Below are 24,616 nucleotides of genomic sequence, written 5' to 3'. Positions count from 1 at the left end.
TCATCGACATTCCTCTGTCTTCAGGTTTACAGCAGCGTTCTTTATTCTTTTTCTGCTTACATCTTATGAACTTCTGCTTATTAATACTGAGAATGACAAGAAAGCTTCACGATGAATCCTTTATTTAAGTTATTGACCGGTTTTTAGGGACAAAAGCCCTAAGGATGCTCAACCCTGAGCATCCCGAATTTAGAAAATAAATTAATTAGAAAAAGCTGGGATACCTGTTTGAGCACGACCGAGAATCAGTGCGTGTACATCATGGGTACCTTCATAGGTATTCACCACTTCCAGGTTGACCAAATGACGCGCCACACCAAATTCATCAGAGATACCATTACCGCCCATCATGTCACGCGCAACACGAGCAATATCCAGGGCTTTACCACAGTTATTTCGTTTGATCAGTGAAGTTCCTTCTACCGAAGCAATCCCTTCATCTTTCATACGGCCAAAACGTAAAGCGACCTGCAAGCCAAGTGCAATTTCAGTTTGCATATCGGCCAGTTTTTTCTGAATTAGCTGGTTGGCTGCCAATGGGCGACCAAACTGTTTACGGTCCATGGTGTATTGATGTGCAGTATGCCAGCAGAATTCAGCTGCGCCCATCGACCCCCAGGCAATGCCATAACGTGCACTGTTCAGACAGGTAAATGGTCCACGTAAGCCACGAATTTCCGGAAACGCATTTTCTTCTGGAACAAATACATTATCCATTACGATTTCACCGGTGATCGAAGCACGCAGACCCACTTTGCCGTGAATCGCTGGTGCAGACAAACCTTCCCAGCCTTTTTCCAGGATAAAGCCACGAATATCACCGACATTACCTTCAGCAGAGACTTCTTTCGCCCAAACAACAAATACATCGGCAATTGGACTATTGGTAATCCACATTTTTGCGCCAGTTAAGCGGTAACCACCATCAACTTTCTTGGCACGGGTAATCATGCTACCCGGATCTGAACCATGATCTGGTTCAGTCAGGCCGAAACAGCCGATATATTCACCAGTTGCCAGTTTTGGTAAATACTTCTGTTTTTGTTCTTCAGAGCCAAATTCATTGATTGGCACCATCACCAGCGAGCTTTGGACGCTGGCCATAGAACGGTAACCTGAATCGACACGTTCAACTTCACGAGCAATCAGGCCATAACTGACATAATTTAAGCCTGCACCACCGTACTGTTCAGGAATCGTCGGTCCTAGCAAACCGAGCTCACCCATCTCACGGAAAATGGTCGGATCAGTCTGTTCATGACGGAATTGTTCTAATACACGTGGTTGAAGTTTACCCTGACAATAAGCGCGTGCAGATTGCATAATCATGCGCTCTTCTTCTGTCAGTTGCTGCTCCAGTAAAAATGGGTCTTGCCAGTCGAAATAGTTTTTCTGGACTTTTTTTGTATTGACCATTTGATTCATCGCATCCTCTGCTTAGCTGTCTATTGTTCTCGATCTTCTGACTTGATCCTAGGCAGGAATGAAACAGCTTTCAAACGAGTATTTAGCATGTAGATATGCGTTAATTGCATAACTGAGATATGAGCCTTTCAATCAACAAACTTGTAAGCCTGATTAACTCAATGCTGTAGACCAAAGTTGTATATAGGTTTACGTTTAATATGTCATTTTGTGATAGGACGATATTTTCAGGGAGGAAATTATGCGCCGAAAAATCCCTTCTACCCAAAGCCTCATGTGCTTCGAATCTGCAGCACGCCATGCCAGTTATACCCATGCTGCACAGGAGCTATTTCTGACGCAGAGTGCAATCTCACGTCAGATCCAGCATCTGGAAGAATTACTCGAGGTACAATTGTTTAGCCGTACGCGTCATGGTGTGGAACTGACCGCAGCAGGACAGCAATATTATGAAAGTATCAAACCTTTATTAATAAGTCTGGAACAAGCTACGCTGGATGTCATAGAACATAAAGGTCAAGGCGGTACGCTGAAACTGGGGGTTGTTCCTACTTTTGCAACCCGGTGGCTATTACCTAAGCTACATCGTTTCCAGCAGCGTCATCCGGAAATTACTGTACATCTGGAAACCAGCACACGCCCCTTCCTGTTTCATGAAACCATCTTCGATGCTGCCATTTATGCAGGCACACCAGAACAGGTCGCACAGTGGCCCGGGATTACCAGCCATTTCCTGATGCATGAAGATGTGGTTGCTGTCTGTTCACCCAGTCTCATCAAAACACATTTAAAAATGAATGTAACAGCTGATACACCACATTTAATACTGAGTGCTGAACAGTTATTACAGTTACCGCTTTTACAACAGACGACTCGCCCCACAATCTGGCAGGACTGGTTCGAATTGCATCAGGTAAAACATCCAAATCCTTTAGGCGGACAGCGGCATGAATTATTTTCTATGCTGGCCGTTGCAGCCAAACATGATATGGGAATGGCCTTGATTCCGCAGATGCTGATTGAAACAGAACTCGCCAGTGGAGAACTGGTGAAAATTTCTGATCAGAAACTGGAACGACGCCGGGCCTATCACCTGATTCATGCTCATAATGAACATTCCACGCTCATTGCCAGATTTGTAAACTGGATGAAAGAAGAACTGCAGCAAGAACCCATTCAGACTAAATCTGAAGCCCCATAAAAAAACCCCAATCTTTCGACTGGGGCTTTGCAAATCTGGCGGAAGCGGTGAGATTCGAACTCACGGAGGGGTATAAGCCCTCGTCGGTTTTCAAGACCGGTGCATTAAACCGCTCTGCCACGCTTCCATGGGCGCCATCATATAAATATTTCTGTTTCTTGGCAATAAATTTTCGCAAAACTTATTAAAAAATCCGTTCAATCAGCTAATTCTCAGCCGGACGCTTTTCTTGAGTAGACACTTGATAGATAGATGAATAATAAAAATAAACCCAATAAATTTATGATGCTGATTAAAACGGAATCACTAACATGAAAAAAATTATAAGCATAAAAAAACCCCAATCTTTCGATCGGGGTTTTCAAATTTGGCGGAAGCGGTGAGATTCGAACTCACGGAGGGGTATAAGCCCTCGTCGGTTTTCAAGACCGGTGCATTAAACCGCTCTGCCACGCTTCCATGGGCGCCATCATATAAATATTTCTGTTTCTTGGCAATAAATTTTCGCAAAACTTATTAAAAAATCCGTTCAATCAGCTAATTCTCAGCCGGACGCTTTTCTTGAGTAGACACTTGATAGATAGATGAATAATAAAAATAAACCCAATAAATTTATGATGCTGATTAAAACGGAATCACTAACATGAAAAAAATTATAAGCATAAAAAAACCCCAATCTTTCGATCGGGGTTTTCAAATTTGGCGGAAGCGGTGAGATTCGAACTCACGGAGGGGTATAAGCCCTCGTCGGTTTTCAAGACCGGTGCATTAAACCGCTCTGCCACGCTTCCATGGGCGCCATCATATAAATAAAAATCCGGCTTGGCAAATATTTTTCAGAAATTTAGCTATCAAATGCACAAAATAAAATCAATTCGGTCAATTTGCTGAATTTTCAGGCTTTTCATAGCGGATGGTATTGATGAACCAGACTTTCTTACCGTATGGTGTTATTACTTCTGCTTCATCATCAACCTGTTTGCCAAGCAGCGCACGTGCCATTGGCGAATCAATCGAAATATGCTGTGGATGGTGGTCATAAATTTCATCGACTCCCACTATGCGTAAAGTCTTTTGTTCTCCGGCTTCATTTTCAATTTCGACCCAAGCACCAAAATAAACCTTCCCTTCCTGCTCAGGTGAAAAGTCAATGATCCGTAGCTCTTCCAGACGTTTGCCCAGATAACGGACACGACGGTCGATCTTGCGTAACAGCTGCTTGTTGTACTGGTAATCAGCGTTTTCAGAACGGTCGCCGAGGCTGGCGGCCCAGTTCACTTTTTTAGTGATTTCCGGTCGTTCTTCATGCCACAGATATTTAAGTTCTGCCACTAATTTGTCATGCCCACCACGGGTAATCAAATTGGATTTCATCGTTTTCTTACACCACTCATGACATCTATTTTCCTTGCTAACTGCCCTATTTTATTGGCTATTTTAACAAGCAAACATAATACTAAAAAAATTTTCTAATGATTTTAAATACTTAAATTACATTTTTAAACATTTTTGCGTACAAAATTTGACAATCTATTTTTTGATCATTACCATGCGCACATCTGATTAACTTTGTTTATTTTTTACTCTGTGTAGTTTTTCTACACATTGCCGTTTAATCCCAAGTCATTTTGAATGACGTCATGACTGCCCAACCCTAATTGAATTTATCAACTTTAAGAAAGTTCTGTGGTGTCTTTTGCCTAAAACTTTCGAGGGCATAAATTACTTGTAGCGGAGACAACATGCACAGTAGTTCATCTTCTGGGTCGAGGCTTTGCCTAAGATCTTTATTTTCCTCTCTCCCTGTAAAAATTCTTGTATTGAGCACTGCGCTTGTTCCATTCCACGCCATCAATGCAAGTAAAACACCGGCACATCAGTTTGATAGTGTCGTCAACAGCAATAAGCTTACTGTCGTTGCTGTGAAGAGCCCGACCACAGTGTTTGAAGAAGGCGGTCACCTGCATGGTTTTGGTTATGATCTGGTTCGTAACTATGCCAAAAACATGAATGTAAAACTGGATTTCAAAACAGTCAGCGATGATGCCACTGCATTGAAAATGGTTGCTCAAGGCAAAGCCAACATGGCAATGACTACAAGCAGTATCAGCAGCATTGAAGCGCGTAAACTGACGTCATTCTCTGCAACTTGTGGTGATGGCAGTTCTCTGTCGTCTAAAGGCCTGAATGCCAACCTGAACTGGGTTTTCAAATCAGCCAATGATCCATTGAGCCAGACTGCAAGTAATTTCGTATGTAACAGCAAGCAAAGCGGCGCAATCAATCAGCTCGCTTCCTTTTACAATCAGAATGTAGTCGAGGAGCATTTCAGGGATAATATCCATCAGGATCTTAGCCAGCGCCTCCCCATTTACAAGGCCAGCTTCCAGCGATCTGCACAGCAGTACGGCCTGGACTGGCATCTGCTCGCCGCGATCGGCTACCAGGAATCCTATCTCAAGCCAAACTCCGTGTCCCCGACCGGTGTCCGTGGTCTGATGATGCTGACAAGCTCAACCGCAAAGGCAATGGGTGTAAATAACCGTACCGATCCTGTTCAAAGTATTGAGGGCGGTGCGAAATACTATGACAAGATGCTGTCACGCTTTGAGCATATTCCTATGCCGGACCGTAACTGGTATGCCTTAGTAGCCTATAACATGGGTCCGGGTGCAGTTCAGAAAATTCAGAACAGTATCCGTAACCAGGGTAAGGATCCGGATAACTGGGTGAATCTGTATAGCTATCTGGAGCATAACAAAGCCAGTAATGGCCGTTATCGTCAGGCGTTGCAATATGTAACCCGTATCCGTTCTTATCTGGAACAGATTAAAAGTTCAGAGCTTGTGAATATCTAATTTATTCAAGCCATAAAAAAAGCTTACCCCAGGGTAAGCTTTTTTTATGCAGATAGGACTGATCAGGTTGTTTGTTCAAGCACTTTCTTGAACAGATCTTTTTGCTCTTGGCTTGGTTTTGCAGTTTGCAACGCCATTAGCTGAGACATATCCCCCTGGACCTTGATCTTACCGGTCATGAATGCTTGCATTGCAGCAGCCATGTCAAACTCAAGGAATACTTTACGCAGAGTTTCTGCATCCATGTTCAGCGTAGTCTTCGCATTTGAAGACAGACCTTTTTTGATCGCTCCACCATCTAAAGATAATTCAGTATTACCTGTAGCGTCCGCAACCACCAGATTGATTGCAAGATTCGCAAGCGCTGGCGCCAGGTTTAGGTCACCTGCTTGAGCAGTCAGAGTTTCTACAGTTGAAAACCAATCATCAGTTAAAAAAGCAGGCATGATCTTTCCTCAATTTATTAGTTCGTGTGTGTCGTCTATCCAGACAACATCTTTGTTGACGCTATTGCGCTTGCAGATTGTTATAACATGATCATTTGTCGAATGGCTAACGAATTTTGTACGCAGCGTTCAATTTTTGTCATTATCTTTCTGTTTTTATGTACATAGCCTTGATTGATGAGGCTTGACGGGCATTCAACTTGAATGAATACCCGTCAAAAAGGTCTTAATCCGCAGCAAAACCGAGGTTGACCATATTAATTCGCTTACTCTCACCTTCTACTGCTTCTTCAGTTGAGCAAGAATCTTTAAAGTCGAATTCACGTTGGCTATCGAGTGCCTCGAAGTCAAACAGTTCACGGTCAGCCAGTTGTGACGGTGAAACATTTTGCAGTGCACCGAAAATGCTGTGCAGACGTTTCGGATGAGCTTTATCCCAGTCACGCAGCATGTCATTAATAATGGCACGTTGCAGGTTTTCCTGAGAACCACACAGGTTACATGGAATGATCGGGAACTGACGCATCTCGGCATATTTGATGATGTCCTTCTCTTCCACATAAGCCAGTGGACGGATCAGGATGTTCTTCTTGTCTGAAGACAACAGTTTTGGTGGCATCGCTTTTAAGCTGCCGCCATGGAACAGGTTCAGGAAGAACGTCGCCAGGATGTCATCACGGTGATGACCGAGCGCAACTTTGGTCGCACCAATTTCTTGCGCGAAACCATACAGCGAGCCACGGCGCAGACGAGAACATACGGCACAGTAAGTCTTGCCTTCAGGCGTCAGCTTCTTGGTAATGCTGTAAGTGTCTTTTTCCAGGATGTAATACGGAATGTTATTTTCTTCAAGATAACGTGGTAATACATCTTCAGGGAAGCCCGGCTGTTTCTGGTCCAGGTTTACTGCAACCACATCAAAGTTGATAGGTGCGATACGCTTGAACTGCAGCATGATATCTAACAAGGTATAGCTGTCTTTACCACCAGAAATACATACCATGACCTTATCGCCATCTTCGATCATTTTAAAGTCACGAATAGCGTGTCCGACCTGACGGCGAAGCTTTTTCAACAAACGGTAATAGGCAGAGCTTGTTGGCAATTCTGGTTTGAAATTAAATCCTTGCTCGGATTCAACTGGCGAGTACATAGACGAGAATAACCCATAAAAAAAAATACCGCGCAATTTTATCCGATTCGGGTGCTTCTCGCATCAAAAGAATTTATTTTCCTGTTATTGAAGTAATACTCTAAACTTCATGTTTTATTTAGATTGATAAATTGAACGAAACAGTTCATTTTTTATCCAGGATGCTTATGTTTTAGACTTTTCCACAGTTTTCCACAAAACCTGTGGATAACTTTGTGGATTTAAAACGACTTGACAGCTTTATCGGCCCCAAAAATAAGGGTTCTATTTAAATTGATCATTTTTTAACCAATTTATTTTATATTTAAAATCAATTGCTTAACCGTGTCAAGAAAGCCATATTAAAAAAAAATAAATATTTTTTTTGGTTAGTTCTTCAACATTAGGGACTTGCATTTACAAACTTGTTTATAAATGCGTCGCTCATCACTTTTCATTACAGCAAATTTTGTTAAACTCTGTAGTAAGTTTTGGGGACAAATGTTCAATACATATACTTACAATGAATAAAAATTTGTGGTTTAAGGGGACTTCTATACTAAGTTGTCTTTATATTTTGATGGGAACTGCTGCTTTTTCGCATGCAGGTCAGACGATCTATCAAATGAAAGATAGCAATGGTGTTACCCTGCTGACGAATAATAAAGGTCGCTACAGTAATCTAAAAGTAGAAAAAAAGACCTATTACCCGGACAGTAACATTCATAGCTATAGCAACTGGGGCTCAAGTGAGGCTTCGGTATTGCCGAGCTATAGCAAAAATAAAAATGCCTTTGATTCAATTATCCGTGAGGCTGCACAAAAGCACGGTATTTCTGAAGGTCTGATCAAGGCTGTGATGCATACTGAATCCGGCTTTAATGTCCATGCCCGTTCTCCAGTCGGTGCTCAGGGACTAATGCAGCTCATGCCTGCTACCGCACGCCGCTTTAATGTATCTAATGCTTATGATCCGCATCAGAATATTATGGCAGGTGCCAAATATCTGGCCTGGCTAATGAAACGTTTTAATGGCAATACCGCTTTAGCATTGGCAGGCTATAACGCTGGTGAAGGCAATGTCAGCAAATATGGCGGTATCCCGCCCTTCCGCGAGACGCAAGACTATGTACGCCGTGTGACCAGCCGGTATCACAATCTATATTCCAGTGGTGTTAATCTGACCGCCGCTGCGGCACCGGTTGAAACCGCCAAGATTCTGGCCAGCTCTGCCAATTATAAAACGTCGGCAGCGCCTACCATTAAAGCCAGCAATTATCAGCGTCAGATCATTGCCAATGCAGATGGCAGCTTCACTGATGCGCCTGCCGGTTCTTATGCCACCGCACATGCCACTGCATCCGCCAGAATATATATCAACGATTAAGCCCTTCCTCTTCATCATTCATCCTAAGTTTTGGTTGATCATGGTGATGAGGTAAATTCTGGGTAATTTACTATTTTTTTTCTTGAAATTTGAGTCATTTCACCTCATATTGAGGGTAATGATTGTAATTTGCTAATCAGATTATTTTTCTATAATAAGAGGATTTCTCAATGATGCGGATTGGTTTGTTTTTGCTAACCAACCTCGCGGTACTGGTTGTAGCTGGCATTATCTTGTCACTCTTCGGTGTCGGTAGTTACCATGGCGCGGGTGGCTTGAATCTAGGCAACCTGCTAGTGATCTGTTTTGTGTTCGGTATGGTGGGTTCTTTAATCTCACTATTCATGTCTAAATGGATGGCGAAGAAGACTACTGGTACTGAACTGATTGATCCGAATGCTCCTCGTAACCAGGCAGAAGCATGGTTATTACAGGAAGTAGCACAGCTATCTCAGCGCGCTGGTATTAAAATGCCAGAAGTGGGTATTTTCCCATCTTACCAGTCAAACGCTTTTGCGACCGGCTGGAACAAAAACGATGCACTGGTGTCTGTTTCTACAGGCTTGCTAGAACGCATGAACAAAGATGAGTTACGTGCAGTACTTGCCCATGAAATTGGTCACGTTGCCAATGGTGACATGGTAACACTTGCTCTGATTCAAGGTGTGGTCAACGCCTTCGTCATGTTCTTTGCGCGGGTTGCTGGTGATTTTATCGACCGTAACGTATTTGGCCGTGAAGATGGTGAAGCACCAGGAATTGCTTTCTTCGTGATTACCATTGTGCTTGATATCGTATTTGGTATCCTGGCATCCGCTATCGTGATGTGGTTCTCACGTCATCGTGAATACCGTGCCGATGAAGCCGGTGCACGTTTAGCAGGTAAACAGGCCATGATTTCTGCGCTATTACGCTTACAGGCCGAATCTGAAATGCCAGATGCCATGCCGAAAGAAATGAAAGCTTTTGCAATTTCAGCAGGTCAAGAACAAGGTTTCAGCTTGGCTGCATTGTTCCAGACGCATCCAACGATTGAACAACGTGTAGCCGCTTTGCATCAGCTTGATTGTCCTTAATCTACTGAGCACAACGCTATACCGAAAAGCCTCCTGACGGAGGCTTTTCTTTTATTTATACTTTTGTGTTTAAGCAGCTTGACTGATCCATTGATACAGGGCCATCCCACCCCAGCCAATTGCCAGTACAAACAGAATCAGGAAAATGGTACCCAGAATATCAGGAATATGAATCCAGACCCAGGCAACTACTGGATTGCGCCAGAATGCAGACTGCTGCTGTTTCTGTTCCAGTTTTTCATGCAGAAAAGGATGTACCACATGCCGATCCGTGTGGATCTGGTATTCCTCACGGATATGATCATGCACGATATCCAAGGCCTTACGGCTAGGACGGATAAAAATGTCGAAGATGGTTCCAGCCACGGGAATAAAACCGACCACGGCGTCCATGGTTGCCAATTTAATGACCGGATTCAGTTTGGACTGTGGCACGCCGATCTGACGTGCCTTATAAATGGCATAACAGGTCAAGGCAAAACCAGCCAGATCTCCCGCCACAGGTACGGTACTGAGTGCAGCATCAGCACCAACACCCTGCTTGGTAAACGGAATCCGGACTACGGAGTCCATCATATTGGCAAACTTGGCCAAATCCCGTTCCAGGCGAATGACTTCCTGTTGTGTCAGTTTTGGTGAGTTGCTGTTGTCTGTCTCAATCATCGGAACAACCCGTTTATCATTGTGTAATGATTCAGCCTAACCTAATTAGATATTAAAAATATAGCGTAATTTTATTAACTTAAAACAAAAGTCTGGATGCCACGAACAAATACACCACAACCCCACTGGCATCGCAGATCGATGTCACCAGTGGCGCTGAAGCACTGGCAGGATCCAGTTTCAGCTTATTCAAGATAAATGGCAGACTCATGCCGATCAGACAGCCAAGCAAAACAATCCCGGTCATACTGATGGCAAGTACTACAGCAACCATCAGATCGCCCCGGATATAACCCAGAATCGATACTGCACAGGCCATAGTTAGACCAAGACACAGCGCGACCAGAGACTCCCGTCCAACCAGACGGAACCAGTCTGTAAACTGTACATCGCCAGTTGCCAATGCCCGAACCATCAATGTAGCAGACTGAGAACCCGCATTCCCGCCACTTCCCACCAGCAGTGGCAGGAAAAATACCAATACGATATGTTCCGCAATGATGTCCTCATATTTGGCAATACCAAAACTGGATAGCAAACTGCCAAACACCAGCAGTACCAGCCAGAATACCCGCTTTTTATACAGCGATAAAATCGGCACAGTTTTGATGCTGTGTTGATCTAGCGGTGACACCGCACCTGCTTTTTGGAAATCCTCTGTGCTCTCGGCCTCGGCAATATCCATGGCATCGTCATAAGTCACAATCCCGACCAGTTTTTTGGAAGTATCAACAATCGGCAAGGCAATAAAGTCGTAATAGGCCAGCGTGCGTGCAATCTTTTCCTGATCTTCATCCACTGTGCCATAAATCACTTCTTTCGTCATAACCTCGGCAATAGTCGCGGTAGGCAGTGCCTGAATAATCTGACGTAATGAAATTACCCCCAGCAGATGTTGCTGTGAATCTACAATATAGATCAGATACAGCGTGTCATGATTTCCAGCAATATCACGTAGCGTTTCAATTGCCTCGTTCATGCTGAGTTCAGGAGGCAGCGTCAAATAATCCGAACTCATCAATGCACCGGCAGTTTCCTCCGGATAGGCATGGAGTACTTTTAGTACCTGACATGACTGTGCTGAAAGCTTGCCCAGCAATTGCTGCTGTACCGAAAGAGGCAGCTGTTTATACAGGTCAATAAAGTCATCCGAATGCATTGCATCCAGTAAGGTCACCAGTTCTTCGAGAGATAATGATGCCGTAAGCTGAAGCTGCTGATGCAGAGGCAAGTATTCAAAGACTTCTACCGGGCGTTGCAGCTGCTCAAAGTGATGCTGCCGTTCAGCTGGTTTCAGCTCGGCTAATAGCCTTGCCTGATCGGCGATATTCAATTGTGCCAGCTGCTGGTCTGCACCTGTCTGATGCAATTTTAATAATTCCCGTACCTGTTCAACTTGCTGATCCATCTGCGCGCTGCTGCCCTCTTGTTATCATATATTTTTATATTCTAGTTTCATTCACTATGCCTCAGCTGAGTGAAGCATGGTGTTACTTCATTGATCTTTATAGCTGAAGGTAGATGATCTTAATTCAGTGCCTGCTTTTTCTTCTGAAACACGCTACGGATCATCACATACATAAATGGAATAAAGATTAGCACCAACACAGTTCCAAAGATTACCCCACCCAGAACACTGACTCCGATTTCCTGACGGCTGACCGCCCCGGCACCAAAGGCAAAAACCAGTGGCAGAATCCCGGCACCAAAGGCCAACGACGTCATTAAAATTGGACGTAGACGCAAGCTTGCACCTTCCAGCGCTGCCGCGACAACGGATTTGCCATGCTGCTCTGCCAAGGCAGCAAATTCCACAATTAGAATGGCGTTCTTACAGGACAAACCAATCGTGGTCAGCAAGGCAATCTGGAAATAGATATCATTCGGAAAGCCTGCAAAATAACTGAAAATAATATTCCCACCAATACCCAGCGGAATTGCTGACATTACCGCAGTTGGAATACTCCAGCTTTCATAGAGTGCAGCCAGACACAGGAAGATAAAGCCAATCGAAATCGCATACAGCCAGATGGCCTGATTGCTGGATTGTTTTTCTTCGAAGGACAATCCACTCCAGGTCACATCAATACCTTTTTGATCGGCCACTAATGCTTCTACATCCCGCATTGCTTCACCGGTACTGGTATCTTTGGTGACATCTGCTTCCATCTGCAAAGCGGTATAACCCATAAAACGATTTACCACTTCCGGACCACCGCTCCAGTCTACCGTGGCAAAATTACTGAACGGCACCATCTGATTCTGGTCATTGCGCACATGCCACATCGCCAGATCTTCAGGTTTGGAACGGAATTCTGCATCACCCTGCATCATTACCCGTTTAATCCGGCCTCGGTCGATGAAGTCATTGACATAGTTACCCCCCCAAGCAGCAGAAAGTGTACTGTTGATTGCGGATTGGGTCAGACCATTGGCCATGGCCTGTTTCTGGTCAATATTAACCTTTAATTCAGCCTTCTCCGGATTGGAGCGCTTACCCAGATTTTCAAACGTTGAATATTGTTTGGTTTTTTCTTCCAATTCTTTAAATTGCTGTTCCAGATATTGACGGCCATTTCCCTCTATATCCCGAATCCAGAATTCCAGTCCATCGGTTTGTCCCAGACCGCTGACTGAAGCTGGCATATTGATATTGACCTGTGCATCCTTAAAACCACGGAAATGTTTTAAGGCACGTTCACGAATAGCTTGCGCAGTATTTTCCTCGCCAGGACGATCATCCCAGTGTTTCAGTGCCACAAAACCGGTTGCCAGGTTCTGACCGGTACCCGAGAAGTTACGGCCATAACGCATCATCACCAGATTGATATTGTCTTTTTCCTGTTCCAGGAAATATTCACGAATCTTTTCTCCGGTAGCCACCGTATTCTTTAGCGGCGCACCTTCTTGCAGGCGCACCTGAATGCTAAGCGTTCCCTGATCTTCACTTGGCAGGAAGCTGGTTGGCAAAGCCTTATAGAACAGACCAAATACAGCAACCAAACCGGCAAATAAAATTAAACAGATGGCCTTATGTTGTAGGGTGACATTAGAAAGTTTCAGATAACGCTGCTTAACACTTTCCAGTTTATGGTTAAACCATTGCGCCCAACGTGCCGGATTCGGATTTGGTTTGAGAATCAGCGCACACAGGGCTGGTGTCAGAATCAGAGCCACCATCAGTGACAATGACATGGCAGCAACCAGCGTAATGGAAAACTGACGATAAATAACCCCGGTAGAACCACCAAAGAACGCCATGGGAATAAATACTGCCGTCAATACCAAAGTAATACCGACCAGAGCCCCACTGATTTCCTGCATGGATTCTAGTGCTGCTTCCTTGGCGGTCAACTGCTTCTCATGCATTAGACGTTCAACGTTTTCCACCACGACAATGGCATCATCCACCAGCAGGCCGATTGCCAGAACCAGGGCAAATAAAGTCAGGGTATTGATACTGAATCCAAGGGCATACAGGATTGCCATAGTACCGAGTAAAACCACTGGTACAGTGACTGCTGGAATCAGGGTAGCGCGCCAGTTTTGCAGGAAGATAAACATCACCACAATCACCAGGATGATGGCTTCAACCAGTGTTTTAAGGACTTCCTTAATGGATTCCTGAACGAATGGCGTGTTATCCCGTGGATAGGCAATCTTATAGCCTTCCGGCAACTGATTAGACAGACGGGCAATTTCCGCCTTGATTCGTTCTGAGGTCGCGATGGCATTGGCACCGGAAGCCAGCGAGATCGCCAGACCTGCGGATGCATAACCATTATTGGTACTATAGGATTGATAATTTTCTGCACCGAGCTCAACACGTGCTACATCTTTTAAATAGATAAAGCTGCCATCCCGGGCAGACTTTACAATAATATTTTCAAATTCTTCTACAGTTCTGAGTCGCGTGCCCGAAGTTACCTTGGCATTCAGATACTGATCCTCGACCGTAGGCAGATCGCCCACAGCACCGGCTGCGACCTGGGTATTCTGTGATTCAATCGCAGCACGCACATCGCTAGGCATCAGGTTATACTGTTTCAGCTTGAGTGGATTCAGCCAGATCCGCATGGCATATTGCGAGCCAAAAACATCCACCTCACCAATGCCTTCAATCCGGGAAATGTCCTGTTCCAGATGTGTCATCAGGTAGTCCGACAAGGCAATATTGTTACTGCGCCCGGATTCATCATACAGGCTGATCACCATATGCGTATCGCCCAGCGACTTGAACACATTCACACCCTGCCGTTGTACATCTTCAGGCAGGCGGTTCAGCACCCCATTAATCGCATTTTGTACCTGTACCTGAGCCGTGTCTGGATCAGTCCCGTTTTCAAAGCTGATATTGATCCGGCTACGCCCGGAGGAATCGCTGCTGGAACTAAAATACAGTAAGTGATCAATGCCTTTAATCTGCTGTTCCAGTACTTGGGTCACGCTCTCCTCCACCGTTTCCGCAGATGCGCCGGAATAGGTTGCCGATACGGTCACTCGCGGTGGCGCAATATCTGGATAACGTTCCACAGGTAAATTCATGACCGCAAATAATCCGATCGCCATCACGACGATGGCCAGCACGCCTGCAAAAATAGGTCGATGAATAAAAAACTTAGACAGCATAGGTCTGAATCACTTTGAATTTGATGAATTTTAGGATGAGTTGGACAACTGAATCAGCTATATGGATATTCAAGCAGTGGCATTGAGATTGCAAGGCTTGATCACAGAAAAACATGTATAAAATTAAATCATGAAGCAATTATGAAGATACTGCCTTCAGGCTGCTGTTACAGTTATTTATGTCATTATTTTTTTATTGTTCCAATAAAAAAAACCCTGCTTGTGCAGGGTCTTCTTTGAATCAGTTCAGTGCTTATGCAGAGAATTGGTTCATTGTGTTTTTCGCATCGTCACCCGCTTTAAGCGCGTTGTCACCAGCGAAGATTTCTTTGTGGTCGTCACCGATGTCAGAACCCGCCATTGCTTGGTGTTTCACACAAGCGATACCACCACGGATTTCTTTACGCTGTACGCCAGCAACATAAGCCAACATACCTTCAGAACCGAAGTAACCTTGAGCAAGCTCATGCGTAGAAAGCGCAGCTGTGTGGTAAGTCGGAAGAGTGATCAAGTGGTGGAATACACCTGCTTCGCGAGAAGCATCTGCTTGGAATGTACGAACTTTTTCGTCAGCTTCAGCAGCCAATTCAGTGTTGTCGTACTCAGCGCTCATTAATTTAGCGCGGTCGTATGCAGATACGTCTTTACCTTCAGCAACCCAACGGTCGTACGCTTGTTGACGGAAGTTTAAAGTCCAGTTGAACGATGGAGAGTTGTTATAAACAAGTTTCGCATTTGGAACTGTTTCACGTACACGATTCACCATGTGAGCGATTTCAGCTACGTTAGGCGTCGCAGTTTCGATCCAAAGCAGGTCAGCACCGTTTTGAAGACTAGTTACACAGTCAAGTACAACGCGGTCGATTTGAGTGCCTTCACGGAACTGGTACAAGCCAGAAGCAAGACGTTTAGGACGGTGAAGTTTACCATCACGCTTGATCAGGATTTCGTCTTCTTGCGCTTCTGAAATGTCGATTTCAGTTGTATCTAAGTAGCTGATGTATTGAGAAGCGATGTCGCCTGGCTCTTTAACCACTGGGATTTTTTGAGTCAAGTCAGCGCCTTCAGAGTCAGTACGTGCAACGATGATACCGTCGTCTAGACCCATTTCCAGGAATGCATAGCGAAGCGCGTGGATTTTCGCGATGAAGTCTTCGTGTGGAACAGTTACTTTACCCGCTTGGTGACCACATTGTTTCGCGTCAGACACCTGGTTTTCGATTTGAAGTGCACAAGCACCCGCTTCGATCATTTTCTTCGCTAGTAAGTAAGTTGCTTCTTCGTTACCGAAACCAGCGTCGATGTCCGCAATGATTGGCACAACGTGAGTTTGGAAGTTGTCGATTTGAGAAGTGATTTCAGCAGCTTTAGCAGTGTCACCAGCTTCTTGAGCTTTTTTAAGTGAACGGAACAGGTCGTTCAATTCTTTCGCGTCAGCTTGACGTAAGAATGTGTAGATTTCTTCAATCAATGCAGGAACAGAAGTTTTTTCGTGCATAGATTGGTCAGGAAGTGGACCGAACTCTGAACGAAGTGCTGCAACCATCCAACCAGAAAGGTAGATGTAGCGACGTTCAGTTGTACCGAAGTATTTTTTGTTCGCAATCATTTTTTGTTGTGCGATGAAACCGTGCCAGCAACCCAGAGATTGAGTGTATTTGCTAGAGTCAGCATCATAAGCAGCCATATCACGACGCATAATTGCTGCTGTGTATTTTGCAATGTCTAAACCTGTTTTGAAACGGTTCTGAAGTTGCATACGCGCAGCATCTTCAGGACTGATGTCTGCCCAAGTATTGCCGAATTTCGCTTTTAATTCGCGGATTGCATCAATCGCTGTTTGATATGTAGTCATGATATATTCCTGTAATAATATTAGGATTTTTCTGCAACGTTGTTCTAAAATCAGACCCTCAAAACTTTGTTTAGATTTTAGTCAGCTCGTTGCGATGTTTAGAGATTAGATGCAATAAAAAAATTAATCCAATATTCTGCAAGAATTATCACTATTTATTTAAAAAATATGTAGATGAAAGTCTAATTATATATTGATAAATTTTATATAAGTTATTGTATTTAATAATTTATTTTTGAATTTTTGAATTTTATTTTTGTCTAAAATTTCAGCTTATGGAATATAAAATATTCATTAGACTTAAGTCTTGACTCGCTTGATGACCTGATTTTTTTGGTCTTTTTTGCCAGTCTTGCTTTATATTTCCTACAAACTGAATTAATGCAAAACTACATATTTCACATAATTTATCTACTATTAATCATTGACTCATTTCTTGTCTTGAAATCATTTTCACTTACCCTGTTTTAACTAAAAATAGGTATCCAGTTTGATCCGGTAATTGACCAAATTGACAGAAAAAACCCAGACTTGATTAATAGACTCCTCTTGCTTGAAAATGAATAAAAACTGCTATAAATTCGGTGGCTTTTTTTTCATCGGTCACGTACACAAGCCGCGGTACTTATGGCATAATCACTATAATTTCATGATTTTATTTTCGGTATTTTTTTTATGAATCTGGAGCGGGTCGATCTCAATCTATTAATTTATCTTGATGTACTTCTTCGCGAAAAAAATGTCACACGTGCAGCTGAGCAACTTGGCGTGACCCAGCCTGCCATGAGTAACATTTTGCGTCGCCTGCGCAATTTATTTAATGATCCCCTCCTGATCCGTTCTTCTGAAGGGATGACACCGACTGAACGGGCACTCGAACTGCAGCCACGTATTCGCGATGCCCTGTCTGATCTGTCCATGATTCTGGAACCCCGTACCGAGTTCCGCCCTTATACCTCAAATCGTGTATTTCGTATCATGACTTCAGATTATGCTGAAGCGACGCTGGTACCGCGCCTGGTCAAAGCTTTACGCTCTGAAGCACCCAATGTTGTTCTAGACTTCCTGACACCAAGTGATGTGTCTTATCGTGACATGGAACAAGGTAAGGTTGATCTGGCGATTAACCGGTTTAATGAAATTCCGCAAAGTTTCCATCAGGTACTGGTGTGGCGTGACAGCTTTTCTTGTCTGTTAAATAATAAACATCCTGCTGCTGGTAACCTGAATCTGAAAAGCTATTTAGATGCACAGCATATCTGGGTATCTAAAACCGGCATGGGCGTGGGATTCGGGGTTAATCCTGAAAAGCAGGCCGGACTTGGCTGGATTGATCAGGCGCTGGAACGTATTGGGCAAAAACGTAAGATTTCAGTATTTACCCGTCACTATCAGATGCCGGGACTTTTGGCGTCAAATGTAGATCTGGTAGCAACGCTACCAACGCGTATTGCCCGCCTGCAAGCCAAGAACCATAATTTGCTACTTAAAGATCCCCCTTTCTATATTCCTGAATTTGAACTGAAGATGGCATGGTGTCCATTACTGCATCATCATCCGGCACATCGCTGGTTGCGTCAGCTGATTCTATATGTAGCGCGCCAGATGATTGAAGAAGAGAATCGTGAATTTATGCAGAATAATTCGCAATTTTCACCTTATTAAAATGAATTTCACATAAATTATTATTTTTTAAGCTTATACTGTAAGGACTTGAGATCTGTTTTTACACCTCAAGTCCTTTTTTGTGTTAAAAATATTCCAAGATAATATCAATCCACAGGTGGATTACGTGAGCCTCTTTCAAAACATCGTGATTATCTTAATACTCATCGCGGGGGCTGGTTTTTTATCACTGACTGAAATCGCACTCGCAGGTGCCCGTAAGGTCAAACTTAAAATTTTGGCCGAATCAGGCGACGTCCGTGCCCAGAAAGTGCTGGATTTGCAGGAAAACTCAGCAGACTTCTTTGCTGCCTCCCAAATTGGCTTAAATGCTGTCGCCATTCTCGGCGGTATTCTGGGTGAAGGGGCTTTCCGTCCTTATATCGCCGAATTTGTCTCGCGTATATATGATGGTCCTTGGACCGAGAACATTAGCTTCGCCTTATCTTTCACTCTGGTGACTTCATTATTCATTCTGTTTGCTGATCTGATGCCAAAACGCCTGGCAATGATTGCACCGGAAAAAATTTCAGTCGCAGTTATCAACCCGATTCAAATTTTTATTAAAATCTGCAAGCCATTGGCCTGGATAATTAATGCCATTGCCAATCTGTTATTCCGGTTATTCAAAGTCAATACGATCCGGGATGACAATATTACTTTTGCAGATATTTCTGCCGTGATGGATGCCGGTGCTCAGGCTGGCGTACTACAAAAACAGGAACACCACTTTATTGAAAACGTATTTGAACTTGAAGAACGTAATGTTCCTTCCAGTATGACCACACGTGAAAATGTGGTGTTCTTTACCCTGACTGAAGCTGAAGACAGTATTCGTCAAAAGCTGGCGCAATATCCTTATTCCAAATTTCTGGTCTGTAATGAAAATATCGACCAGGTAATTGGCTATGTCGATGCCAAAGACATTCTGGTCCGTATTCTCAACAACCAGAAAATCAATCAGCTGAATGAATCCACAATTCGTAATGTGTTGATGATTCCGGACACCCTGACCTTATCCGAACTTCTGGACCGCTTCCGTTCGAGCAAAGAAAAGTTTGCAGTGGTCATTAATGAATATGCACTGGTCGTGGGTGTGATTACCCTGTCTGACATCATGATTACCGTAATGGGTGACTGGGTAACACCAATGGAAGAAGATCAGCAGATCTTTAAACGTGATGCTGATTCATGGCTGATTGAAGGCAGTACGCCAATTGAAGACATGAAACATGCCTTAGGCATTGATGAAATGCCAGATGAAGAGAATTATGAAACGCTGGCTGGCTTTATGATGTACAAGCTGCGCAAGATTCCACGTCCGGCTGATATCGTGATTCATGCAGGTTATAAATTTGAAGTCGTCGATGTCGATCATTTCAAAATTGACCAGTTGCTGGTGACTCGCTTACTGGAACCCAATAAAAATAATATTGAGGAAGAATCAGATTAATCTGATTCTTCTCTTTTAAAATCAATAATAAAAAGGAACTTGGATGAATCTGTCTGCCTTGTTGGCCTGTCTCAGTTTTTATTCCGGAATTTATCTGCTGTATTTCTTTTTTATGCAGGAAAAGAATCCGATTTTAATACTGGCAGGAATTGGCCTGCTGGTTTTTACTGTAATTTTAATTCCTTATCCGCATGAACGCAGACGACGTGGCTTTGATTCCACCCTGACGTGGGGTGAATATTTTTACTGGCCACTTATTAGCTGGTGGAGAGTGTTTATTCTACCGGTCAGCTGGCTGATTGCCCTGATCTATAGAGATTAAAAAAGCACCCTAAGGTGCTTTTTCATTTGAATCAGTATTTGCTGATCAATACATCTAATACTGCCTGGTAGTGAATACGAATATCATCTTCCAGAATTTTATAGGCATTATCGAACTGCACCATAGGCCAGCCTTCTTTCCAGAATGGGAAAATATTATGCAGGTCATGCGTCACGATTGCATCTTCACGCACAATAGCCTGAGCGATCTGTGCCAATACAAATGCAGTTTCCGCACCATCAATCGCCAGGTAATCAATACCACGCGCCTTTAAAATACGGATACGGTCTTTCTTGTAACGAATCTTTTTGATCTGAGCTTCATTCAAGTGAAGCGCGATAGACACTGCTTCAACAAATTTTTCTTCAAATGACTGATGCAATTTAACCAGCGCCTGTTTATGCGCTTCCTGACGACCCGCTTTACCACCCTGACGAATAGCTTCTTTCGCTTCGGTATCTAATTCATCGTTTTTCATTGCCTGTAACAGATCCAGAATTTCGATGTCGCTTAAAGTCTCAGGAGATTGATCAGTCATGAACTGCCCTTACAAATAATATTTACAATAGGCTATTTTCGCATAATTCCCGGACAAAAAGACAAAATCCTGCTGCAAGTGAGATGATTTAATTGCGCATTGCAATTTTTCGGAAAAATTCAGCAATTTACTTTATAGTAATCTTACTCATCCATCTCCTGCCCGACTTCATACATGCAAAACCAACAAGTCAATGTGTCGCTTCAGCAACTTCAGCGGCTCTATCCAGCGGCTTTTAAGCACAATTACCTGTTTTATAGTCAGATCAAGACCAGAGGTGTACTGGATGACCGTCGTGAATTTATTCCTTGGCTATTGGCGAGCATGATTTTTGTGCCAATCAGTTTCGTACTGAAAGATATTTTCCTGAGTAATTTTACTGAGCTGAGTAACTTTCAGGCACAAGCCTATGCCATTCTGGCAATTCTTTTATTCTTGATGGTGATTGTCCCTTTGGTCATTAAACAGATTCGACATTCTTCGCATTCACTTTATCAACTATTACGACATAGTCCTGTCAAGCTTGCTGTAATCGTCATTCTGTCTGCCCTGAATATTCAATTCTTACAAAGTCAGTTTGTGATGTGGGCGCTCCTGTCCTTTGGTGTCAGTTTTGGCTTTGTGCGTTTTTATAAGGAAAATCTGTTTCGTCAAAACAGTCAGGACAGTGAATATTATCAGCTGCATCAACTGCGTCGTGTGTGTTTCTGGGCATACAAACAAAGCCTGAGAACCCGATTAAAACTCTATATGACTTCGGCTCAAAGTCCTGAATATGAAGTACTCAAGCGTCAGCTAAACCGCTATGCCGACCTATATAGCCAGTTATTCAAATCTGAACACCAGTACTGTAAAAGCATTAAACATATTGATGTGGACAGTTATCTGGATGAAATGCTGTAAATCGATTAATTTATTGAAATTTAAAGCTTTGAATAACATCAGCTTTGCTTTCTTTTAAATTTTAATGGCTAAATTGCCTGAAAATAAAACAAATAATAAGAAATCATCTTGCCAAGTTCTCGCTGCTCATCTATGATGGCGCGCATGCCCGAGTGGTGAAATCGGTAGACACAGGGGATTTAAAATCCCCCGCCCACAAAGCGTGCCAGTTCGAGTCTGGCCTCGGGCACCATTTTGATTCAGTTTAAAATGGTGCAAATGCAGAAACCCAGCAATGAGCTGGTTTTTTTGTGCCTGAAATTTATAAATAGAGTGTGCCTCCTCATGTCCGCACCCCGCTCTTTCGATCTAGCCAGATTACAGTTACGCCATCCTGATGCATTCTTTTGCAGACTTAGCTATAGCCGCTATAAATATTTGAATCAAACCATTGATCCGTATTTATATTTGCGTATCGGGATTTTGATGCTGATTACAGCATTTTGTGGTCTGTGCTTTTCCCTGCCTTTTTATCCAGACTTTATGGATTCAAAGAATCAGGCCATTAGTGCAGGTACGATCGTACTTATTAGTATGCTCTATCCTTATATCTGGCGTGCCCAGTTTCAGGCCAAGTACAGTTCTGTACGCTACGCAAAGCGCCTGCAATCCTGTTTATATATTCAAACCCTGATTGTTGTTCTGTCACTGATCAATTACCAGTATTTTCATTCAGCGTTCATTGCTTTACCTTGCCTGGGTCTACTTGCCTTCAGCAGTTTTGTAGCGGTGTTAATTGAGCCCGGCTTTAGAAGTTCTACCCGCAGCACCCTGCTGGTACGTTTGCAGCACATCCGTCAATTGGCTTACTGGTCTTATCAACAGTCGCAAAGCAAAGAGCCGGAACCTGTGCCACTGCAAAAGGATTTAAAAAAATATTATCTAGAATTACATCAACGCTGCATGCAGGAAGAACAGAAACTCCTAAATGAAATTCATTATAAAAATTTTAAAGAAGCATTTTTAGATCATTAAAAAAAGCCCTGTGAAAACAGGGCTTTTTTCACCATTCGCGGGTAGCGACCAGCTCTTCCATTTCAACTTCGAAGTATCCCTGTTCCTGTACTACCATCATCATGGCTTCAGCAATATAATCTGCTGCGGTATCATCTAAAGAGGAATCCAGGTCTTCGAACTGCGGCTTCATTTCATTGATTTCTGCCACAGTCGCATTGGCAAACTGATAAATCTCATATTCAGATAAACCAGATTTTGTCACCTTTTTGGCAAAACGTTCGATGTGCTGCTTTACTTCAGCAACCAGAATATCGGGATAATATTCATCATCGAACATTGGGAGAAGTAAATCTGCAAACATTACAGGCACTCTAAAACTATAACTAAAAATTAAGCGTGCCCTATATACCATATTGCCGCTTAAAAGCCAAACAGCACGCCGCCTAACATGCAATCTAGCCAACAATTAAACCGCGGCTTGCATTGCCTTCCAGACCTTAATTGCATCTGCTGTCGCTTTGACATCATGTACACGTACCATGCAGGCACCTTGTTGAATACTTAGCAAGTGTGCTGCTACTGATCCCACTGCGCGTTCTACGGCTTCTGCTCCACCCAGCACCTGTCCAATAAAGCGTTTACGTGACAACGCCGACAATATTGGATAACCAAGTTGAGTTAGTTTGTACAATTCATTCAGTAGTTTCAGGTTCTGTTCAGCATTTTTGGCAAATCCAAAACCGGGATCAATCATAATGTGCTCAGCTTTCACCCCGGCATCTAAAGCATCCTGCACGCGCTGTTTTAATTCCGCAATGACATCAAGCGTGACATCTTGATACTGATCCAGATTATTCATCGTAGTAGGTTCACCACGCATATGCATAATAATGACCGGAATATCCAACTCAGCAGCAGTTAGCAAGGCATTCGGTCGTGTCAGTGCACGAACATCATTCCAGATATGTGCTCCAGCTTTCACTGCAGCCTTAATCACTTCTGGCTGGGAAGTATCAATTGAAATCACGACATTGTGCTTGGCCAGTTCTTCAACCACAGGCACTACACGGCGAATTTCTTCTTTTACTTCAACCGCCGATGCACCCGGACGGGTCGACTCGCCACCCACATCAATAACTGTTGCACCTTCTGCCATCATTTCTAATGCACGCGCTACTGCAGCATCTTGAGAATTATGTTTGCCCCCATCACTAAATGAATCCGGTGTAACATTCAGAATTCCCATCACATGCGGCTGGGACAGATCCAGTGTTAAGTGTTCAAATGTCCATACGCGTGGTAATAACGGCATCAGCTGCATGTTTTCATCCTAAATCCAATAACTAGCGTATTGTCGTATGGATAGCGATATAAAGCAAAGCTGAAACAAGCCAGAATTAAATTTCAAACTGCGGTTTATTTGAGCATTGCATAAGCTTAGATTGTAACTGTGATTTTACCTCTACCCATTCACTTCTTAAAATACTATAGATATAGCTATCCCGCACTGTCTGACCATCTTTACGCAACATATGACATCGAATGATACCATCCCGTTTAGCTCCTAGAGCTTCAATGGCTTTTTGACTTTTTAGATTCAGATGATCCGTACGAAAGCCTACTACCCGAGCATTAAGCTCTTCAAAGGCATGACTTAAAAGAAGATATTTACAAACCCGATTCACATAGGTACGCTGATAACGCTGTGCATACCAGGTATAACCAATATCCACACGTGGAATTTCAGGCTTGATATCATGATAACTGGTGGTTCCAATCGCTTGACCCGCTGTTAAATCAATCACAGCAAAAGCCATCCTTGTACCCTGAGCTTGTTGAGCCAAAGCTTGCTGTATATATTGTTTTAATTCGCTTAAATAAGGTACAGAATTATAAGGCACTTCGCCCAAATCCCCTTCAGCACAAGCTGCTTCTAAATCTGTAAAATGCTCCCAAGTTAATGGTTCTAAACGTAGCTGATAAATACGGGATTCCAAAACAGGTATTGTCATTTTTATTTTTGCTCATTAGTTTTTTATAGCTGAATATAGCATCACGCCAAAACAA

Annotated in this window: 21 protein-coding genes and 4 tRNA genes; 10 read left to right on the top strand and 15 right to left on the bottom strand. The window is 43.3% G+C overall.

Going from position 1 to position 24,616, the window contains the following annotated elements; translation table 11 throughout:
- Positions 1–201 precede the first annotated feature (201 nt).
- Complete coding sequence (locus BK820_RS04690; protein ID WP_071320244.1) at positions 202–1,425, bottom strand: acyl-CoA dehydrogenase; 1,224 nt, start codon at positions 1,423–1,425, stop codon at positions 202–204.
- Between the two features lie 241 nt (positions 1,426–1,666).
- Here BK820_RS04690 and BK820_RS04685 point away from each other — a divergent pair, with 241 nt between their 5' ends.
- Positions 1,667–2,626, top strand: coding sequence for a LysR substrate-binding domain-containing protein (locus tag BK820_RS04685; protein ID WP_071320243.1), 960 nt, complete (start codon positions 1,667–1,669; stop codon positions 2,624–2,626).
- A 36-nt stretch (positions 2,627–2,662) separates the two neighbouring features.
- Here BK820_RS04685 and BK820_RS04680 read toward each other — a convergent pair.
- From BK820_RS04680 to greB, 4 genes are all read right to left on the bottom strand, one after another.
- Positions 2,663–2,753, bottom strand: a tRNA-Ser gene (locus tag BK820_RS04680).
- Positions 2,754–2,994: 241 nt separating this feature from the next.
- Positions 2,995–3,085, bottom strand: a tRNA-Ser gene (locus BK820_RS04675).
- Between the two features lie 241 nt (positions 3,086–3,326).
- Positions 3,327–3,417 (bottom strand) — tRNA-Ser (locus BK820_RS04670).
- Between the two features lie 88 nt (positions 3,418–3,505).
- Positions 3,506–4,000 carry a transcription elongation factor GreB gene (greB, locus tag BK820_RS04665; RefSeq protein WP_071320242.1) on the bottom strand — a complete coding sequence of 165 codons (495 nt, stop codon included), beginning with the start codon at positions 3,998–4,000 and terminating at the stop codon, positions 3,506–3,508.
- A 368-nt stretch (positions 4,001–4,368) separates the two neighbouring features.
- Between greB and BK820_RS04660 the strand changes: the two genes are divergently transcribed.
- A complete protein-coding gene (locus BK820_RS04660) occupies positions 4,369–5,484 on the top strand; it encodes an MltF family protein (RefSeq protein WP_071320241.1) in 1,116 nt (371 codons plus the stop codon).
- Positions 5,485–5,546: 62 nt separating this feature from the next.
- Here the strand turns inward: BK820_RS04660 and BK820_RS04655 are convergent, their stop codons facing one another.
- Together BK820_RS04655 and ttcA are read right to left on the bottom strand one after the other, a co-directional pair.
- Positions 5,547–5,930, bottom strand: a complete 384-nt coding sequence (locus tag BK820_RS04655; protein ID WP_004814972.1) for an SCP2 sterol-binding domain-containing protein — start codon at positions 5,928–5,930, stop codon at positions 5,547–5,549.
- 226 nt (positions 5,931–6,156) lie between these two features.
- Entirely contained in the window at positions 6,157–7,083 is a 927-nt protein-coding gene (ttcA, locus tag BK820_RS04650; RefSeq protein WP_004814970.1) for a tRNA 2-thiocytidine(32) synthetase TtcA, read from the bottom strand.
- A 559-nt stretch (positions 7,084–7,642) separates the two neighbouring features.
- Between ttcA and BK820_RS04645 the strand changes: the two genes are divergently transcribed.
- Together BK820_RS04645 and htpX are read left to right on the top strand one after the other, a co-directional pair.
- A complete protein-coding gene (locus tag BK820_RS04645) occupies positions 7,643–8,449 on the top strand; it encodes a lytic transglycosylase domain-containing protein (protein ID WP_008305700.1) in 807 nt (268 codons plus the stop codon).
- 170 nt (positions 8,450–8,619) lie between these two features.
- Positions 8,620–9,525, top strand: coding sequence for a protease HtpX (gene htpX, locus BK820_RS04640; protein WP_004814968.1), 906 nt, complete (start codon positions 8,620–8,622; stop codon positions 9,523–9,525).
- Positions 9,526–9,594: 69 nt separating this feature from the next.
- Here the strand turns inward: htpX and BK820_RS04635 are convergent, their stop codons facing one another.
- From BK820_RS04635 to BK820_RS04620, 4 genes are all read right to left on the bottom strand, one after another.
- The gene (locus BK820_RS04635) at positions 9,595–10,188 is read right to left on the bottom strand and encodes a DUF4112 domain-containing protein (RefSeq protein ID WP_071320240.1); all 594 of its coding nucleotides are present in this window, start codon (positions 10,186–10,188) and stop codon (positions 9,595–9,597) included.
- A gap of 79 nt (positions 10,189–10,267) precedes the next feature.
- On the bottom strand, positions 10,268–11,596 hold the full coding sequence (mgtE, locus tag BK820_RS04630) for a magnesium transporter (protein WP_071320239.1): 1,329 nt from the start codon (positions 11,594–11,596) through the stop codon (positions 10,268–10,270).
- A gap of 119 nt (positions 11,597–11,715) precedes the next feature.
- Positions 11,716–14,817, bottom strand: a complete 3,102-nt coding sequence (locus BK820_RS04625; protein WP_071320238.1) for a multidrug efflux RND transporter permease subunit — start codon at positions 14,815–14,817, stop codon at positions 11,716–11,718.
- A 253-nt stretch (positions 14,818–15,070) separates the two neighbouring features.
- Positions 15,071–16,672 carry an isocitrate lyase gene (locus tag BK820_RS04620; RefSeq protein ID WP_071320237.1) on the bottom strand — a complete coding sequence of 534 codons (1,602 nt, stop codon included), beginning with the start codon at positions 16,670–16,672 and terminating at the stop codon, positions 15,071–15,073.
- A 675-nt stretch (positions 16,673–17,347) separates the two neighbouring features.
- On the opposite strand from BK820_RS04620, the gene BK820_RS04615 reads away from it, so the two are divergent.
- From BK820_RS04615 to BK820_RS04605, 3 genes are all read left to right on the top strand, one after another.
- The gene (locus BK820_RS04615) at positions 17,348–18,337 is read left to right on the top strand and encodes a LysR family transcriptional regulator (RefSeq protein ID WP_004814962.1); all 990 of its coding nucleotides are present in this window, start codon (positions 17,348–17,350) and stop codon (positions 18,335–18,337) included.
- A gap of 127 nt (positions 18,338–18,464) precedes the next feature.
- Entirely contained in the window at positions 18,465–19,790 is a 1,326-nt protein-coding gene (paeA, locus tag BK820_RS04610; protein ID WP_071320253.1) for a polyamine export protein PaeA, read from the top strand.
- 43 nt (positions 19,791–19,833) lie between these two features.
- Positions 19,834–20,112 carry a hypothetical protein gene (locus BK820_RS04605; protein WP_005222873.1) on the top strand — a complete coding sequence of 93 codons (279 nt, stop codon included), beginning with the start codon at positions 19,834–19,836 and terminating at the stop codon, positions 20,110–20,112.
- Between the two features lie 31 nt (positions 20,113–20,143).
- Here BK820_RS04605 and BK820_RS04600 read toward each other — a convergent pair whose 3' ends face one another.
- Complete coding sequence (locus tag BK820_RS04600) at positions 20,144–20,650, bottom strand: hypothetical protein (protein ID WP_071320236.1); 507 nt, start codon at positions 20,648–20,650, stop codon at positions 20,144–20,146.
- Positions 20,651–20,824: 174 nt separating this feature from the next.
- Here BK820_RS04600 and BK820_RS04595 point away from each other — a divergent pair, with 174 nt between their 5' ends.
- The 3 genes from BK820_RS04595 to BK820_RS04585 all read left to right on the top strand — a co-directional run bounded on the left by BK820_RS04595 (position 20,825) and on the right by BK820_RS04585 (position 22,567).
- Positions 20,825–21,553, top strand: a complete 729-nt coding sequence (locus BK820_RS04595) for a hypothetical protein (RefSeq protein WP_071320235.1) — start codon at positions 20,825–20,827, stop codon at positions 21,551–21,553.
- 146 nt (positions 21,554–21,699) lie between these two features.
- Positions 21,700–21,785: transfer RNA gene (locus BK820_RS04590), tRNA-Leu, on the top strand.
- Between the two features lie 92 nt (positions 21,786–21,877).
- A complete protein-coding gene (locus BK820_RS04585; protein WP_071320252.1) occupies positions 21,878–22,567 on the top strand; it encodes a hypothetical protein in 690 nt (229 codons plus the stop codon).
- 28 nt (positions 22,568–22,595) lie between these two features.
- Here the strand turns inward: BK820_RS04585 and BK820_RS04580 are convergent, their stop codons facing one another.
- The 3 genes from BK820_RS04580 to BK820_RS04570 form a co-directional block, all read right to left on the bottom strand.
- Positions 22,596–22,910: a DUF5713 family protein gene (locus BK820_RS04580; RefSeq protein ID WP_004892021.1), complete on the bottom strand. Its 315-nt coding sequence runs from the start codon at positions 22,908–22,910 to the stop codon at positions 22,596–22,598.
- Positions 22,911–23,015: 105 nt separating this feature from the next.
- Positions 23,016–23,870 carry a dihydropteroate synthase gene (folP, locus tag BK820_RS04575; protein ID WP_071320234.1) on the bottom strand — a complete coding sequence of 285 codons (855 nt, stop codon included), beginning with the start codon at positions 23,868–23,870 and terminating at the stop codon, positions 23,016–23,018.
- A 76-nt stretch (positions 23,871–23,946) separates the two neighbouring features.
- Entirely contained in the window at positions 23,947–24,561 is a 615-nt protein-coding gene (locus tag BK820_RS04570) for a GNAT family N-acetyltransferase (protein ID WP_071320233.1), read from the bottom strand.
- Positions 24,562–24,616: the final 55 nt, after the last annotated feature.

It is taken from the genome of Acinetobacter sp. LCT-H3 (genome assembly GCF_001866125.1).
Taxonomy (GTDB): domain Bacteria; phylum Pseudomonadota; class Gammaproteobacteria; order Pseudomonadales; family Moraxellaceae; genus Acinetobacter; species Acinetobacter schindleri.
The sequence above is the reverse complement of the archived record's forward strand: the minus strand, read 5'-3'. Positions and strand labels throughout refer to the sequence as shown.

Coding starts and splice junctions, on each gene's coding strand:
- BK820_RS04595 (WP_071320235.1), top strand. CDS start 20,825: ATGCAAAACCAACAAGTCAATGTGTCGCTTCAGCAACTTCAGCGGCTC.
- BK820_RS04625 (WP_071320238.1), bottom strand. CDS start 14,817: ATGCTGTCTAAGTTTTTTATTCATCGACCTATTTTTGCAGGCGTGCTG.
- BK820_RS04685 (WP_071320243.1), top strand. CDS start 1,667: ATGCGCCGAAAAATCCCTTCTACCCAAAGCCTCATGTGCTTCGAATCT.
- mgtE (WP_071320239.1), bottom strand. CDS start 11,596: ATGGATCAGCAAGTTGAACAGGTACGGGAATTATTAAAATTGCATCAG.
- folP (WP_071320234.1), bottom strand. CDS start 23,870: ATGCAGCTGATGCCGTTATTACCACGCGTATGGACATTTGAACACTTA.
- BK820_RS04600 (WP_071320236.1), bottom strand. CDS start 20,650: ATGACTGATCAATCTCCTGAGACTTTAAGCGACATCGAAATTCTGGAT.
- BK820_RS04605 (WP_005222873.1), top strand. CDS start 19,834: ATGAATCTGTCTGCCTTGTTGGCCTGTCTCAGTTTTTATTCCGGAATT.
- ttcA (WP_004814970.1), bottom strand. CDS start 7,083: ATGTACTCGCCAGTTGAATCCGAGCAAGGATTTAATTTCAAACCAGAA.
- BK820_RS04635 (WP_071320240.1), bottom strand. CDS start 10,188: ATGATTGAGACAGACAACAGCAACTCACCAAAACTGACACAACAGGAA.
- BK820_RS04585 (WP_071320252.1), top strand. CDS start 21,878: ATGTCCGCACCCCGCTCTTTCGATCTAGCCAGATTACAGTTACGCCAT.
- htpX (WP_004814968.1), top strand. CDS start 8,620: ATGATGCGGATTGGTTTGTTTTTGCTAACCAACCTCGCGGTACTGGTT.
- BK820_RS04570 (WP_071320233.1), bottom strand. CDS start 24,561: ATGACAATACCTGTTTTGGAATCCCGTATTTATCAGCTACGTTTAGAA.
- BK820_RS04620 (WP_071320237.1), bottom strand. CDS start 16,672: ATGACTACATATCAAACAGCGATTGATGCAATCCGCGAATTAAAAGCG.
- BK820_RS04645 (WP_008305700.1), top strand. CDS start 7,643: ATGGGAACTGCTGCTTTTTCGCATGCAGGTCAGACGATCTATCAAATG.
- BK820_RS04660 (WP_071320241.1), top strand. CDS start 4,369: ATGCACAGTAGTTCATCTTCTGGGTCGAGGCTTTGCCTAAGATCTTTA.
- BK820_RS04655 (WP_004814972.1), bottom strand. CDS start 5,930: ATGCCTGCTTTTTTAACTGATGATTGGTTTTCAACTGTAGAAACTCTG.
- BK820_RS04690 (WP_071320244.1), bottom strand. CDS start 1,425: ATGAATCAAATGGTCAATACAAAAAAAGTCCAGAAAAACTATTTCGAC.
- greB (WP_071320242.1), bottom strand. CDS start 4,000: ATGAAATCCAATTTGATTACCCGTGGTGGGCATGACAAATTAGTGGCA.
- BK820_RS04615 (WP_004814962.1), top strand. CDS start 17,348: ATGAATCTGGAGCGGGTCGATCTCAATCTATTAATTTATCTTGATGTA.
- BK820_RS04580 (WP_004892021.1), bottom strand. CDS start 22,910: ATGTTTGCAGATTTACTTCTCCCAATGTTCGATGATGAATATTATCCC.